Annotated in this window: 13 protein-coding genes; 7 read left to right on the top strand and 6 right to left on the bottom strand. The window is 73.2% G+C overall.

Features of this window, described 5'->3' with window-relative positions:
• The first annotated feature begins 21 nt into the window (after positions 1–21).
• The 4 genes from SCA03_RS30555 to SCA03_RS30540 all read left to right on the top strand — a co-directional run bounded on the left by SCA03_RS30555 (position 22) and on the right by SCA03_RS30540 (position 4,791).
• Positions 22–984 (top strand): phosphotriesterase family protein, encoded by a 963-nt coding sequence (locus SCA03_RS30555; RefSeq protein ID WP_086814967.1) that lies wholly within the window; start codon positions 22–24, stop codon positions 982–984.
• A gap of 1 nt (position 985) precedes the next feature.
• Positions 986–2,317 carry an aminotransferase class V-fold PLP-dependent enzyme gene (locus SCA03_RS30550; RefSeq protein WP_086814968.1) on the top strand — a complete coding sequence of 444 codons (1,332 nt, stop codon included), beginning with the start codon at positions 986–988 and terminating at the stop codon, positions 2,315–2,317.
• 1 nt (position 2,318) lies between these two features.
• Positions 2,319–3,482, top strand: coding sequence for an alanine racemase (locus SCA03_RS30545; protein WP_086814969.1), 1,164 nt, complete (start codon positions 2,319–2,321; stop codon positions 3,480–3,482).
• 79 nt (positions 3,483–3,561) lie between these two features.
• On the top strand, positions 3,562–4,791 hold the full coding sequence (locus tag SCA03_RS30540; protein ID WP_086814970.1) for a phosphopentomutase: 1,230 nt from the start codon (positions 3,562–3,564) through the stop codon (positions 4,789–4,791).
• Positions 4,792–5,027: 236 nt separating this feature from the next.
• Here the strand turns inward: SCA03_RS30540 and SCA03_RS30535 are convergent, their stop codons facing one another.
• The 5 genes from SCA03_RS30535 to SCA03_RS30515 all read right to left on the bottom strand — a co-directional run bounded on the left by SCA03_RS30535 (position 5,028) and on the right by SCA03_RS30515 (position 10,334).
• Positions 5,028–5,720, bottom strand: coding sequence for a hypothetical protein (locus SCA03_RS30535; protein ID WP_086814971.1), 693 nt, complete (start codon positions 5,718–5,720; stop codon positions 5,028–5,030).
• Positions 5,717–7,726, bottom strand: coding sequence for a hypothetical protein (locus tag SCA03_RS30530; protein WP_141275769.1), 2,010 nt, complete (start codon positions 7,724–7,726; stop codon positions 5,717–5,719). The genes SCA03_RS30535 and SCA03_RS30530 overlap by 4 nt, the downstream gene beginning before the upstream one ends.
• Positions 7,727–8,091: 365 nt before the next feature.
• A complete protein-coding gene (locus SCA03_RS30525; protein ID WP_086814973.1) occupies positions 8,092–8,919 on the bottom strand; it encodes a hypothetical protein in 828 nt (275 codons plus the stop codon).
• A 102-nt stretch (positions 8,920–9,021) separates the two neighbouring features.
• Positions 9,022–9,681: a Crp/Fnr family transcriptional regulator gene (locus tag SCA03_RS30520; protein WP_086814974.1), complete on the bottom strand. Its 660-nt coding sequence runs from the start codon at positions 9,679–9,681 to the stop codon at positions 9,022–9,024.
• A 71-nt stretch (positions 9,682–9,752) separates the two neighbouring features.
• Positions 9,753–10,334, bottom strand: a complete 582-nt coding sequence (locus SCA03_RS30515) for a Pycsar system effector family protein (RefSeq protein ID WP_141275768.1) — start codon at positions 10,332–10,334, stop codon at positions 9,753–9,755.
• A 191-nt stretch (positions 10,335–10,525) separates the two neighbouring features.
• On the opposite strand from SCA03_RS30515, the gene SCA03_RS30510 reads away from it, so the two are divergent.
• Positions 10,526–11,308 carry an aminoglycoside adenylyltransferase family protein gene (locus SCA03_RS30510; RefSeq protein ID WP_051856276.1) on the top strand — a complete coding sequence of 261 codons (783 nt, stop codon included), beginning with the start codon at positions 10,526–10,528 and terminating at the stop codon, positions 11,306–11,308.
• 12 nt (positions 11,309–11,320) lie between these two features.
• On the opposite strand, the gene lipA is transcribed toward SCA03_RS30510, so the two are convergent.
• Entirely contained in the window at positions 11,321–12,289 is a 969-nt protein-coding gene (gene lipA / locus SCA03_RS30505; RefSeq protein ID WP_086814976.1) for a lipoyl synthase, read from the bottom strand.
• Positions 12,290–12,548: 259 nt separating this feature from the next.
• On the opposite strand from lipA, the gene SCA03_RS30500 reads away from it, so the two are divergent.
• The gene (locus SCA03_RS30500) at positions 12,549–13,217 is read left to right on the top strand and encodes a GntR family transcriptional regulator (protein ID WP_086814977.1); all 669 of its coding nucleotides are present in this window, start codon (positions 12,549–12,551) and stop codon (positions 13,215–13,217) included.
• 430 nt (positions 13,218–13,647) lie between these two features.
• On the top strand, positions 13,648–14,257 hold a 610-nt coding region (locus SCA03_RS30495; RefSeq protein WP_503827393.1), incomplete at its 3' end, for a pyruvate dehydrogenase E1 component-related protein.

Here is a 14,257-nt window from a genome sequence, read left to right as displayed (position 1 = left end):
CCTCGCCGAAAGGCACGCACCATGAGCACACCGCATGCCGCAGGGCCCCGCGTGCAGACCGTCACCGGGCCGCTGTCCCGCGCGGCCGTCGACGGGCCGGTGCTCGCGCACGAGCACCTCGCCCTCGATCTCGACCTCAAGGGCGACGGCGCCGCCGTCCTCGACCCCTCCCGCCACGAGCGGGCCGTCGCCGGTGAACTCGCCGAGCTGCGGGCGGAGTCGGGCCTGTCCCTCGTGATCGAGCTGACCTGCCGGGGCATGGGCCGCGATCCGCGCGCCCTGGAGCGGATCGCGCGGGCGAGCGGGGTGGCCGTCGTCGCGGCGACCGGCTGGTACTACGAGCCGTTCCACACCGCTGAGCTGGACGGCGCGAGCGTCGAGCAGCTCACCGCGACGCTGCTGGCCGAGGCCGACGGCGGGCTGGACGGCACCGGCGTGCTGCCCGGCGTGCTCGGCGAGGTCGGCAGCCACGGCGAGCGGCCCAGTGAGCCCGAGGCCCGCTCGCTGCGGGCGGCGGCGCGCACCGCGCTGGCCACCGGCCTGTCGGTGGCCACCCACGCCCAGCTCGGACGCGGCGGCCCGGCCCAGCTGGAGCTGCTGACCGGCGAGGGGCTGGCCCCGCACCGCATCGCCGTCGGGCACCAGGATCTGCTGGACGAGCCCGCGGTGCACCGGGAGCTGGCCGCCGCGGGCGCGTACGTCGCCTTCGACACGGTCGGCAAGGAGAGCTACCAGAGCGACGAGGTGCGGCTGCGGCTGCTGCTGGAGCTGCTGGAGGCCGGGCACGCCGAGCGGGCACTGCTCAGCTGCGACATCTCACGCCACGGCTACCTGCGTACCGAGGGCGGTCAGGGCTACGGCCATCTGTTCCGCTCCTTCCTGCCCCGGCTGCGTGCCGAGGGCGTGGACGAGGACCTCATCGACCTGCTGACGCGGCGCAACCCGCTGCGCTTTCTGACCGGCGCGAGCACGGAGGAGAACTGACATGGCGGCCGACACGGGAGCCGGGGCCGCGGCGCCGGCCCTGCCGCGGACCTTCCCGCTGCCCACGGTGTCCGTCGAGGACGCCACGGCCCGGCAGTTCCGGCTGCTGGAGTGCACGGCGGCGCACTTCACCGGGGAGGAGCTGTTCGCCGCCGACGCCGGCGTGGTGCCCGGGCTGGGCCGGCCCCGGACGACGGCACGCGTCGAGGCCGTCCTCGCCGACTTCTTCGGTACCGAGGACGCGGCGCTCGTGCAGGGCGCCGGCACCGGCGCCATCCGCGCCGCGCTGAGCGCCGCCGTCGGCCCGGGCGAGCCGCTGCTCGTGCACCGCGCCCCGGTGTACCGCACCACCGCCGTCACCCTGCGCGGCCTCGGCGTCGAGACCGTCGAGGTCGACTACAACGACCCGGCGGCGCTCCGCGAGGCCCTGGCCTCCGGCCGCTTCCGCTGGGCCTACGTCCAGCACACCCGGCAGCGGCTGACCGACTCCTACGACCCCGGCGAGGTGCTGGCCGCCTGCCGCGCGGCGGGCGTGCGCACCCTCGTGGACGACAACTACGCCGTGCTGCGGGTGCCCGCCACCGGTGCCGAACTCGGCGCCGACGCCTCCTGCTTCTCGCTGTTCAAGCTGCACGGGCCCGAGGGCGTCGGCGTCGTGGCGGGGACGGCCGACCTCGTACGGCAGGTGCACGCCGACAACTACTCCGGCGGCGGCCAGGTGCAGGGCCACCAGGCGCTCGACGCGCTGCGCGCCCTCACCCACGTCCCGGTGATGTGGGCCGTGCAGTCCGCCGCGGGCGAGGAGGCGGCCCGGCGGCTCGCGGCCGGCGAGGTCCCGGGGGTCGCCGAGGTACGGCTCGCCAATGTGCAGGACAGATGCCTCCTCGTCCGGCTCGACCGGCCCGTGGCGCGGCAACTCCCCGAGGTGGCCGCCCGGTTCGGGGCCGCGCCCTACCCGGTGGGCTCCAACTCGCGGTACGAGATCGCGCCGCTCTTCTACCGGATGTCCAGCTCCACCCTGGACGACGCGCCCGGCCTCGCCGACTGGGTCGTACGGATCAACCCCATGCGGGCGGGCGCGGACCTCGTCCTCGACATCCTGCGCCGCTCCCTGGCCGCGCTCGACCCGGCGGCACCCGACCCGACGGCACCCGACCAGGCAGCGCCCGACCAGGCAGCGCCCGGCGGAACGGCCGCGGGGCCGACCGCGCAGACGGCCGCGGAGACGGCCGGGCAAACACCCCGGAGGACGGCCGCCGAAGGCACCGCACGCCACGAGCCCGGTCCGGCCCCGCACGACGCACCGCAGCAGCAGCACCACACGAAGGACTGATGTGTTCCTCGACAGCCTCCTCGCCCGCAACCCGCAGCTCGCCGAAGCCGCTGCCGGGCTCCACGACCGCGGCGAGATCCCGCCCGACACCTACGTCATGGACCTCGACGCCGTCGAGGAGAACGCCGCGCTCCTCGCGGGCGAGGCCGAACGGCTGGGTCTGGGGCTGTGGTTCGTCGTCAAGCAGTTCGGCCGCAACCCCGAGCTGATCAAGGCGGTGGCGCGGTCCGTCCCGGCCTTCGCCGCCATCGACGCCGACGAGGCCCGCACCCTGCACGCCGCCGGGGCCCGGGCCGGCAACCTCGGCCACCTGGTGCAGATCCCGCGCCGCGCGCTGCCCGAACTCCTCGCCCTGCACCCCGAGACGGTCACGGTCTACGACCTGGCCAACGCGCGCGCCGTCTCCGACGAGGCACAGCGGCTCGGCCGCGTCCAGGACGTGCTGGTGCGCATCGAGGGCGCGCCGGGCTCCGTCTACCCGGGCCAGGAGGGCGGTGTCCCGCTCGACGGGCTCGACGCGTTCGCCGACGCGCTGGAACGGCTCCCGGGGGTGAGGCTCGCCGGGGTCACGGCCTTCCCCTGTGTGCTGTGCGACCCGGCCACCGGCGAGCCCGCGCCCACACCGAACTTCGACCTCGCGCTGAAGGCCCGCGAACGGCTCACCGCACGCGGCCACACCGGGCTCCTGCTCAGCGCGCCCAGCGCCACCTCGATGGCCTCGCTGCCGCTGCTGGCCCGGCTCGGCGCCACCCACGGCGAGCCCGGGCACGCGCTGACCGGCACCACACCGCTGCACGCCGTGGACACCGACCAGCCGGAGAAGCCCGCCTACGTGTACGTCACCGAGGTCGCGCACACCCTGTCCGACGGCCGTCCCGCCCTCTTCGGCGGCGGCTTCTACCCGCGCTCCCACATCCGCACGGCGCTGCTGCCCCGCACCGGCAGCCGGCTTCCGGTGCAGCCGGCGCCCGCGGAGAACATCGACTACTACCGGCTCCTGGACGCGCCCGCGCCCGGGCAGGAGGTGCGGCTCGGCGAAACGGCCCTGCTGGCCTTCCGGACCCAGGTGTTCGTCACCCGCTCCACCGTCGCGGTCGTCGCCGGGCTCTCCTCCGGCACGCCCCGGCTGACCGGGCTGTACGACGCACGGGGACGGGCGCTGTAGACGCCGGCGGGACACCGGACCCACCGGGCACACCGGGTACCGCCGGGCGCCCGGGACACACACGAGGAAAGGCGCAGCCATGAGCAGGACCGTCATCGTCGTCATCGACGGCTTCGGCATCGGTGCGATGCCCGACGCGGGAGCGCTGCGGCCGGGGGACGCGGCGGCCGACACCTGCGGGCACGTCCTCGACCACGCCCGCGGGCCCGGCGGGCGCCCGCTGCGGCTGCCGGTGCTCGGCGCACTCGGCCTCGGGCTCGTCCATCCGCACCCCGACCTCGCCCGCGGCACCCGGCTGCCCGTGGCGGCGGGCCGCGCCGCACTCGGCTACCCCGGCGCCGACACCTTCGCCGGGCACCAGACGATGATGGGCGCCGACTTCAGCCGGGTCACCGTCGCCCGGCTCGCCGAGCACCTGGACGAGGTCTCCGGGGCGCTGCGCGCGGCGGGCCACCGGGTCGAACTCCTCGACGGGCGGCCCCTGTTGGTCGTCGACGGCAGCGTCCTCGTGCACGACAACCTGGAGGCGGACCCGGGCATCAACTGGAACGCCACCGGCCGGCTGGAGGATCTGCCCTTCGACGGCATCCTGGCCATCGCACGGACGGTGCGGGCCGTCGCGCCCGTCGCCCGTGTCATCGCCGTCGGCGGCCACGCGGACGGCCCGCTGCCGGACTTCGTCCGGGACGGCGACGGCGGCACCTTCGGCCTCGACACCCCGGCCACCGGGGTGTACCGCAACGGCGGGCTGGAGGTCCAGCACCTGGGCGCGCCCCTGGACCACACCCGGCAGCTTCCCGAACTCGCCGCGCGCGCGGGCCTGCCCGTCACGCTCGTCGGCAAGGCGGCGGACATCCTCGCCTGCGAGAGCGCCACCCGGCGCCCGGCCGTGCCCACCGCCGACGTCTTCGCCCACACCCTGGAGGCCGTGCGGGCGCCCGGTGACGCGCTCGTCGTGGCCAATGTCCAGGAGAGCGATCTCGCCGGCCACCAGCAGGACCCCGAGCGCTACGGCCGCATCCTCGAACAGGCCGACGCCGGGCTGGCCGCACTGGTCGCCCTGCTCGACCGCCCCGGCGACCGGCTCGTCGTCACCGGCGACCACGGCAACGACCCGACGATCGGCCACGCCTACCACACCCGCGAGTACGTCCCCGTCCTGATCCACCGCCCCGACGGCCCCGGCGTCGAACTCCTCCCGGACGCCGCCTCGTTGGCCGACGTGGGCGCCACAGCGGCGGCAGCACTCGGCCTCGACCCGGCGGGGCTGGCCAACGGGGCGCGGTTGCGAACGGCGGCGGAGGGCTGAAACAGGGTCTGTGCCGAGGGCAGCGAGGGCGGGCCCGGCCTGCCGGGCCCCCGTACGGCTCGGCTTTCGGGCCGGGCCGTGTGCTGCGGCTCCGCGGTGGCCGGAGCGGACGGTCGGTCTCCGGCCACCGGCACGGGTGCGCACGGCTGCGAATCATCCGCTCCGCAGGCGGCCCATGCCCGTTCGGACAGGAGCCTTTCCGGCCCGCGATACCTGAGGAGTCGGGTGACGGCGCTTCACTGCTCGGCCTCCTCCGGTGTTCCTGCGTCCCCGAGCCCGTGTTCCTGCACAAGTTGCGGAACCGTCTCCCTGAAGGTCTTCAGCAAGACCTTCATCGCGTAGAAGTCGTCGTCACCGATCCGCTCCGACAGCTGCTCCAGGCAGTCGAGCAGCGGGTACCACGTCGTACTGCCGCTCCGGACGGCGCGCGCCACGCGCTGGAAGTCCCGGAGGTCCACCTCCTTGACGGCGTCGGGATGCCGGTCGAGATGGTCCAGCAGCAGGAGTTCCGGGTCGCTGTGCAACTGTCTGCGCAGGAACCGCAGCCGGCTCACGTGCTGCCGGTCTTCCTCACTCTGCTCGGCAGCCGCTCTGGCCCGGTCGCTGAGGGAGAGCTGGAAAGTAGCGGTGAGACGGGAGCAGCAGGCTCCACGGTCCGTGCCGGGCCGCCCGAGGGCCGCGTTCACCGCGTCCTGAGCCGCCGCGACGTTCAGCGGACGACAAGTGCTGGTGATCTCGGCTGCCCGGCGCAGCAGATCGTCCGCGACGGCGGCTTCGGGATTGCGGTGGTGTTCCGGGCCAGGCTGCCAACTGGCCCGGAAGCACGCGTCGAAGGGGATACCGGGGACCGCGCTGCGCAGTTGCCTCGGTTCGGGGAAGTCGCACTCGTACCAGCGAGCCTCCGCACGCCGGGCCCGGCCCCATCTCATTCGGCGGTTTCCGGTTCGGGCAGCAGAGCACGTACGTCGGGGTCCTGGCTCAGCAGGTTCTTCAGCCGCCGGTCGGCAGGGCTTCCATCCGGGCGCTCGACGTGGGCGAGGTGCAGCATGACGGTTGCGAGTGCCTTGAATCCCGCCCGGGTCTCGAAGGCGTTGCGGACGGTGCTGAGCACGCCGTCGTAGAGGGGGCCTTCCGGACACTGCTGAAGCCAGCGGGAGATCACTGCCAGTGTCCGGGGACAGGTGTCCGACCGGGACAGCAGCGTGCCCAGTGCGCCGGCGACATCCAGCCGGGGAGCCGCGTCGGTGAGCAGCCACGGGACGCCGTCGCGCATCTCGCCCATCAGCGCCAGCATCCCCAGCGCCAGCGCGGAGGGCGATCGGTCCTGTTCCTGCCAGGTCACGAGTTCACCGGCGAACCAGGCGATCAGGTGCGGCCGGGCGACGATCTCCTGGAACGCGCCGAGGACTTCGCCGGTCACCTCCGGCTGCGCCCCCTCACCGGCACGGCGCAGCCGGACCAGCACGGCATCGCGCTGTTCCTCGGGCAGCGAGCGGCAGACGTCGACAGCCAGCAGCCGGGTGGGCGGTGCGGACGAGCCGGCCCACTGGTACAGCAGGCCCCGAGTACGGCTGCCGAGGTGGGGATGGCGAGCCGCCGCCCCGGCGACGCATGCGGCTGCCGCCCGTGTCGACGGGTCTGCCGCATAGCAGCTCAGCCGTTTCAGGGGCGCGTCGTCCTGGTGGTACGCGATGGTTTTGAGCAGAGCCCGGACGATGCGGGGCTGTGCGGCGGCATCTCCCGCAGCACAGGCGATCGCCCAGTCCAGCAGGCGTTCCCGGAGTTCGTGGTAGTCACCCCAGACGTGGATCAGAAGCGCGTCGCTGTAACCGGGAGAGGTGTACGCGGCTTCTCCGCCGGGCCCCGGATCGGCCCCGATGGCCTTCAGACGGGTACCGAGGCCGACGCCCTGGAGAACGGAGCTGAGGTCACCGTCGCCCTTGCGCGCCTGCTTCTCCGGGCGGTTCCGCAGGTGCCGCAGCAGGCTCCGGGCATCGTTCTGGACATCGAGTGCGGGGCCGCTGCCTCGGATCGCCAGGGCGATGGACAAGCAGCGTTCTTCCAGATCGAACACCTTGGGGGCGCTTTTCGCGTCCCTCGGCTGCGGGAGTGCCGCCTGCTGCCGGCCGTCCGCGAACTGGACCGAGAGCATGTCCTCCCAGCCGAGGACGAGGCGCTCGACGGCGCCGGACAGCTTCTCCCGCTGCTCCTCTTCACCGGCACCGGTCCCCTCTGCCTCGCGGACCTGTGCGTCTTCCAGCGCGATCGCCTGGTTGACCAGCCACACGACGCGGCCCGGAGGCATGGTCCTCAGGGTCTCGCCGGCGGCTTTCTCGAAGATGGCCCGTAGCCGGGGGCGGTGCTGCTGGTCGAGCAGGCTCGTGGCCACCGCGGTACCGTCCGGCGTACCGTGGAGCCGGATCCGCTGCACGCGTGCGGGGGCCGGGACGGCAGCGGGCCACTGGCCATCGGACACGAGGACCACCAGACACGACTCCGCCGTGGCCAGGTCGCCCGCGTGCTTGCCCAGACCGGTGAGGAACGCCGTGTCGAGTTGGTCGTGGTCCGCGGTGCGCAGATCCAGAACACACGCGGTTTTTCCGGCCACCGGAAGCCTGCTCACCAGTGGCTTGTCCCAACTGGTCTCCAGCAGGCACAGCGTCCGGTCCTTCGGCAGCGCCGCGAGCAGATGACGTGCGAAGGTCGTGGCGCCGTGACCGCGCGAAGCGTTGACGACCAGTACGGGGCTGTGCGGGAGGTTCTCCTTCGCCGCGTGTATGGCGTGCGACCACGCAGGGACCTGGACGAACGTCGGGTCGTCCAGGACGTTCTCGCGAGTGAACGGGTACGGCTCCAGCGTGTCCTTCAGATGGAACTGCTGGACGACGTCCGCATGCGCGTGGTCTCCGAAGAGGGCGACTCCGACCGTGTCCATGTGGGTGGAGGCTTCGGGCGCGTTCCTCTGCTGCGACGACGTGTCGTTCGACGCCGCTTCCTCCTCACGTCCCTCTCCGCCGCCGGGCTCCGGAACCGGCATCTCCTCCGACGCGGGCTCCGGAACGGCCACTTCCTCTGCCACGGGCTCCGGAACCGGCACCTCCTCCGGTGTGTCGTCACCCGTCGCCGCATCGGGTGTGACCGCTTCGCCGGGTGCCTCCGTACCGGACTCGTCATCAAGCACCTGCTGGACGACCCGCTCGTACAGGTCGTCGTTCTCCCCTGCTTCCCCTTGTTCCGTGCTCGGAGGAGGGGGAGTTGGCATGTCGTCGTACACGCGTGCCTCTCCTGTTCGCGGTGCGCCTAGAACTGCTGACGGAACTTCATCTCGTGCCTGCCGCCGTGGATCACGGCGCCCGCCTTCCCCACCGTGCTGGTTCCGGCGGTGCCCGCGGCCGGGTCCGGCGTCGCGGGGCCGGGGACAGGGGGTGCCTCGTCGGTCCCGGCGGAGGCAGGCGTTGCCTCCTTCTCCTCGGCGGGGGCAGCGGCTCCCGCCGAGAGGTCGGCGGGGCTGCGCCGGGGCACGTGGACCCAGGCGATCTCGGAGTACTTTCGGGGGACCTCGGCTCGTGCGGGGAGGAAGTCGCGTTGCCGCAAACGCGGCGCCCTCTGGGAGCGCACCACGACGCGGAAGACCGGGTCCGAGACGACCAGTGCGACATACGAGTCGAGTTTCTCGGCCTTCGCCACAGCGTCCCGAGCGGCGCTGCTGTCCAGGAGCCGGCAGACATCGTTGATCGCATCGCACCGGACACTGTCGTTGACCGGCCCGACATGGACGCTCATACGGACACGGATCGCTGCGGTGATCGCCCGACGTGCACGGTCGTACCGCGCCAGCGCCCGGTCCAGGTTCTCCGGAAAGGGGTCGATCAGCCGCCACATCTTGCGGACCGGCATGACCGCGATGCAGCCGTCGCCACGGTCCCGCTCAGGTCCGTGGAAGGTCCACTCGCTCCCAAGTCCGCTCTCGGCGACGGCACTTGCGACGATGTCGTCGAAATCCTCGCGCAGGCCCTGCATCCCGTGATCGGGCGTGCTGCTGTAGCCCTTCATGTCCAGGGCCACCAGGGCGCGGTACTCCGGGATGTCCCTTTCCTCGTCCTCGTCGATCCTCGGGTAGTCAGTCACGCACGATCACTCTCCAGTCGGTTGCGGTGCCGGATGACGATGGTGCGCAAAGCCGGCTCTCCGTGCTGCCCAGAACTGGGCAGCCGGCTCGTGACCCGGCTCTCAACCAGCGCCCACGACCCGCCGCAGTGATCCGCTGTCGATCACCGTCAGGCCCCCGCCTGCCTGGACCCGGACCCAACCCTGCTCCCGCCACGGCGCCAGCGCCTGCACAACCGAGTTGCGTGATGCGCCGATCAGCTCGGCCAACTCGTCCTGTGTCAGACGGATCGTCACGGGTTCCCGGGGACGGCTCCGCGCCGACAGGGCCAGGCGCAGCAGCGCGGATGCCAGTCGCACGGGCACCGGAGAGGTCGCCAACTCCTGCCGTACCTCCTCGCTTTCACGAATGCGGCTGACCGCGCGCCGCAGCAGGAGCGGCAGGAGATCTCGTTCGGCGACGAACTGACGGAACTCCGCAGCAGGGACGACATGCACGCTGCACGGCTCCGCGGCGATCACCGTGGCGCTGCGCACCCCGCCGTCGAGCAGGGACAGCTCGCCGAGCAGTTCGCCGGCCGCGCGCACCGCGAGCAGACTGCGAGTGCCCCGGTCGTCCCGACGCGCGATGACCGCGCTGCCCGAAGCCAGGGCGAGCACATGCGTACCCGGATCGCCCTGGCGGAGCAGCACGCTCCGGGTCGGCCGGGAGCGCGCGGGGGCCAGCGCGCACAGCGCCGACCACGATTGCTCACCGAGAAGAGTGCGGTGGGACGGATGCATGGAAGGTCCCCCTCTGGTCACAGCCGTTGAACCACGTCGAACAGTCGAAAGCCCGTTCTCGGACCGGGTGGTCAGGCGCCCACGGCACCGGCGCAGAACTGCGCCGCGACGCTCAGCCCGGCGAGAGCCGCCATCGAGATACCCACAATCAGCAGCGTCGCTGCACGACGCAGAGCGCCGTACTTACGGCGGGCCAGCACAGACAGTTCCGCCGCGCGGCAACTGTCCGCCAGCATCGCCTCCTCCGGGGAACTGCGGCGCACTGCGGCCAGCACCTCCTCCGGGGCGGAGCCGGCGACGTCCAGGAACGAGACGGGACGCTCGCCCTGGGCCCGCAGCGACGGACGTATGACTGCCACCGCCACGGCGACCGAACCGGCCTGCGTCACCACTGAGGCCCACAGCATGCAGGCCACCACGACGGGGAGACCCGGCCACTCGACGAGCACTGTCGTGACTGCTGCCAGCACCGCGAGGGCGGTGGCGCACAGAGCGGCGGCCTTGGTGTCGCAGCGCTGAAGCTCAGCGAACGCTTCTGCTGCCAGCGCCCGGATCCGGGGCACAGGGTCCGGGCACGCATCATCTGAACGGACGGAATTCGGCCTAGCGGCGCTCATCGCTCCCCCCAACTGCCGGGTGACGAAGGTCAGCATTCCCCCGGCGGGAGAGAGGAACTGCTCAGCACGGGGCAGCGACCGGGAGACAAGCTTCACTGCCCGCCGGACGACCGGGAGTGGAAGACGCCGGAATACGCGACGTGACCCGTCCGCTTCCTACAATCGCCCTCCGGTCCACGACACGACGGCGGAGGTCGGGTTGTCCGCCCCGCTCGGAGGGAGCACCGTTGGCACGCATCGAGGCGTACGTCGAAGCGCAGGCCCGTGCGGCCGTTCAGCTCGTTCGCCGGGTGCTCGGTGAGCGGGTCGCGGGTGCCTTCGCGCACGGTTCCGCCGTGCTCGGTGGGCTGGGGCCGCACAGCGACGTCGACGTGTTCGTCGTCCTGCGGGGGCACACCACGCGGGAGGAACGGGCCGCGCTGGTGGACGAGTTGATGCGGATCTCGGGGGAGCGCGCCGAGCGGGGGCCGGCCCGGCCGGTGGAGCTGACCGCCGTCGTCCGGGACGAGGTGTGCCCCTGGCGGTATCCGCCGCGCTGCGAGTTCCAGTACGGCGAGTGGCTGCGCGACGCCTACGAGCGCGGCTTCGTCCCCGAGCCGGGGCCGGATCCCGATCTCGCCCTGCTGATCACGGTGGTGCTGCTCGGCGACGCCCCGCTGTACGGGCCGCCGCCGGCCGGGCTGCTCGCGCCCGTCCCCCGCGCCGACCTCGACCGGGCGCTGCGCGCCGGGGTGCCGGAGCTGCTGTCCGAGCTGACGGACGACACCCGGAACGTGGTGCTGACCCTCGCACGGATCTGGACGACGCTGACCACCGGCGTCATCCGCCCCAAGGACGCGGCGGCGGACTGGGCCCTCCCCCGGCTTCCCGCCGCGCACCGCCCCGTCCTCGCCCGGGCGCGGGCGGTCCACCGGGGCGAGGAGCCCGAGCACTGGGACGATCTGGCGCCGCTGCTGCGGCCGTTCGCCGACCACGTGGTCGGCGAGATCGAGCGGGCCGGTGACGGGTGACCGGCGGGCCGGTCAGCCGGGCGGCGCGGTGCCGGCCGCCGCCGCGCGGCGTTCCCTCGCCTGTTCCCAGAGCCGGCCGGCGCGGTACGAGGAGCGCACCAGCGGCCCGGACATCACCCCGGCGTACCCCATCTCCTCGGCCTCCTGCCGCAGTTCGACGAACTCCTGCGGCTTGACCCACCGTTCGACGGGGTGGTGCCGTACGGAGGGGCGCAGATACTGGGTGACGGTGAGCAGTTCGCACCCCGCGTCGTACATCAGCCGCAGCGCCTCGCTCACCTCGGCGCGGGTCTCCCCCAGGCCCAGCATCAGGTTGGACTTGGTCACCAGCCCGGCCTCGCGGGCGCGGGTGAGCACCTCCAGGGAGCGCTCGTAGCGGAAGCCGGGCCGGACGCGGCGGAAGACCCGGGGCACCGTCTCGATGTTGTGCGCGAAGACCTCCGGGCGGGCGGAGAAGACCTCGGCCAGCGCCTCGGGGGCCGCCTCGAAGTCGGGGGCGAGGAGTTCCACCCGGGTGCGTCCGGCCGGGCGGTCGGCGGTCGCCGCGTGGATGCGGCGCACGGTCTCGGCGTAGAGCCATGCGCCGCCGTCGGGCAGATCGTCGCGGGCGACGCCGGTGACGGTGGCGTGGTTGAGGTCCATGGCCGCGACGGAGGCGCCGACGCGGCGGGGTTCGTCGCGGTCCAGCGGCCGGGGCCTGCCGGTGTCGATCAGGCAGAAGTCGCAGCGCCGGGTGCAGCGTTCGCCGCCGACGAGGAAGGTGGCCTCGCGGTCCTCCCAGCACTCGAAGATGTTGGGGCAGCCCGCTTCCTGGCAGACGGTGTGCAGGCCCTGGTCACGCACCAGCCGGTGCAGGGCCGTGTACTGCGGGCCCGCGCTCGCCCGGGTCTTGATCCACTCCGGTTTGCGTTCGATGGGGGTCCTGCTGTTCCTGGCCTCCAGGCGCAGCAGCCTGCGGCCCTCGGGTGCGACGGCGGTCATGCCGCGCCTCCTCGTGTTCGCTCGTGGACTGCCGGTTCCGGGTGTGTCCGGAACACGGCCGGGACGGCCCCGACACCGCGGAAGAGCGCGGCTTGTGACCACACGGCAGGACGGGCCTCGTCGGGGCCGCCGTGCGGTACGTTAGCTTTTGATCGATCATTGCTCAACCATGTGCCCGGGGTCGGCCGGCCGTCCGAGGACGGCGCCGCGGGGGCCACCGGAGAGCGGCCGCACCGGCCGGAGAAGGAGAATGAGCGCCATGCCACCGTCCCCACCGACCGCCGGCTCCGCCCCGCGGCTGTCCCGCGTCCCGCTCCACACCCAGGTGCGCAGATACGTCCTGGAGGGCCTGCTGGCCGGCCAGTGGGGTCCCGGCGACCGCATCACCGAGCGCGGCATCGCGCAGGAACTGGGCGTCAGCCAGGCGCCCGTACGCGAGGCGCTGCGCGAGCTGGAGACCATGGACCTGGTCGAGTGCGCCCCCAACAAGGGCGCCCGCGTACGGGAGTTGTCGCTGGAGCAGCTGCGCGAGGTCTACATCGTGCGGGCCGCGCTGGAGCGGCGGGCCGCCGAGCTGGCCGCCGTGCGACTGGAGGGCGAGGTGGGCGCGCTGGCCGAGCACGCCGAGGCCATGGAGGCGGCGGCCCGCGCGGGCGAGACGGACGGCCAGATCGAGCACGCCGTGGCCTTCCACCGGGCGATCGTGCACGCCTGCGGCGTTCCGGCACTGATCCGGCACTGGGAGTGGCTGGGCGTCGAGGCGTGGACGCGGCTGTCGATCCGCCGGCTGCGCCCGGGGCTGCACGAGAACGCCGAGGACCACCGGGCCGTCGTGGAGGCGCTGCGCCGCCAGGACCCGTACGTGGGGCGGCTGATGGAGCTGCACGTGCTGGACTACGCACCGGGGACGGCACCGGGGCAGGGCTGACGGGGCCGGGGCCGGAGGTCGGGAGTCGGAGGTCGGAGGTCGCGGGCCCGAAGGACCGGGGCCGGGGTCGCCGTCCCGCCACCGCGCCGTCCCGCTGCCCCGCTGCCCCGCTGCCCCCACTCTCCGGCGGCGGGCCGCACGGCCGCGCGGCGGCCGCGACGCCGCCCGTCGTCCCGGGTACCGGTACCGCTCTCCCGCGCGCCCCCGGGTGTGCTCCGGAGCGCGGCGGGGTACCCGGCGCAAAAATGATCGATCATTGCTCATTACCTGTTGGTAACCGTTGACTCCCCCGTGGAGTCGTCCTTAGCGTCCCCTGAGCGGAAGCGCTATTTCGTAACTCGGAACCGAAGCCGTCGTCTGCGACGGCCGACCTGCCGGCGCACCGCCCCTCCCGGAGCGGCGCCCGGAACGAACGAAGGGTTCGATCCTCGTGTCACAGCTCGATCAGCTGCCCGACAAGGACCCGGAGGAGCTCGCCGAATGGCGCGCCTCCCTCGACGGTGCGCTCCGCGCCGTCGGCCCGGACCGCACCGGCCATCTGCTGCGCCATCTCCTCGACCACGCCCACCGGCACGGCGTCCGACTGCCCGCGCTGCTGGAGACGCCCTACATCAACACCGTGCCCACAGCCGAGGAACCCGGCTACCCGGGCGACGAGGCGATGGAGGCGCGGATCACCGCGTGGAACCGGTGGAACGCCGCCGCCATGGTCACCCGCGGCAACCAACGCGGCGGGCTCGGCGGGCACATGGCCACCTTCGCGTCGGCCGCCTGGCTCTACGAGGTCGGCTTCCAGCACTTCTTCCGCGGCAAGGGCTCCGCCGACGGCGGCTCCGGCGACCAGCTCTACATCCAGGGCCACGCCTCCCCCGGCGTCTACGCCCGCGCCTTCCTCGACGGCCGGCTGACCGAGGCGCACCTCGACCGCTTCCGCCAGGAGGCCGCCGGCGGCCCCGTGCCCGGGCTGCCGTCCTATCCGCACCCGCGACGGCTTCCCTGGCTGTGGGAGTTCCCCACCGTCTCCATGGGCCTGGGCCCCC

The sequence above is a fragment of the Streptomyces cacaoi genome, from assembly GCF_006539165.1.
Taxonomy (GTDB): domain Bacteria; phylum Actinomycetota; class Actinomycetes; order Streptomycetales; family Streptomycetaceae; genus Streptomyces; species Streptomyces cacaoi.
The sequence above is the reverse complement of the archived record's forward strand: the minus strand, read 5'-3'. Positions and strand labels throughout refer to the sequence as shown.

What these genes read in the sequence shown, in the direction of transcription:
- SCA03_RS30500 (WP_086814977.1), top strand. Translation starts at nt 12,549, where the DNA reads ATGCCACCGTCCCCACCGACCGCCGGCTCCGCCCCGCGGCTGTCCCGC.
- SCA03_RS30540 (WP_086814970.1), top strand. Translation starts at nt 3,562, where the DNA reads ATGAGCAGGACCGTCATCGTCGTCATCGACGGCTTCGGCATCGGTGCG.
- SCA03_RS30530 (WP_141275769.1), bottom strand. Translation starts at nt 7,726, where the DNA reads ATGGACACGGTCGGAGTCGCCCTCTTCGGAGACCACGCGCATGCGGAC.
- SCA03_RS30520 (WP_086814974.1), bottom strand. Translation starts at nt 9,681, where the DNA reads ATGCATCCGTCCCACCGCACTCTTCTCGGTGAGCAATCGTGGTCGGCG.
- SCA03_RS30550 (WP_086814968.1), top strand. Translation starts at nt 986, where the DNA reads ATGGCGGCCGACACGGGAGCCGGGGCCGCGGCGCCGGCCCTGCCGCGG.
- SCA03_RS30535 (WP_086814971.1), bottom strand. Translation starts at nt 5,720, where the DNA reads ATGAGATGGGGCCGGGCCCGGCGTGCGGAGGCTCGCTGGTACGAGTGC.
- lipA (WP_086814976.1), bottom strand. Translation starts at nt 12,289, where the DNA reads ATGACCGCCGTCGCACCCGAGGGCCGCAGGCTGCTGCGCCTGGAGGCC.
- SCA03_RS30515 (WP_141275768.1), bottom strand. Translation starts at nt 10,334, where the DNA reads ATGCTGACCTTCGTCACCCGGCAGTTGGGGGGAGCGATGAGCGCCGCT.
- SCA03_RS30555 (WP_086814967.1), top strand. Translation starts at nt 22, where the DNA reads ATGAGCACACCGCATGCCGCAGGGCCCCGCGTGCAGACCGTCACCGGG.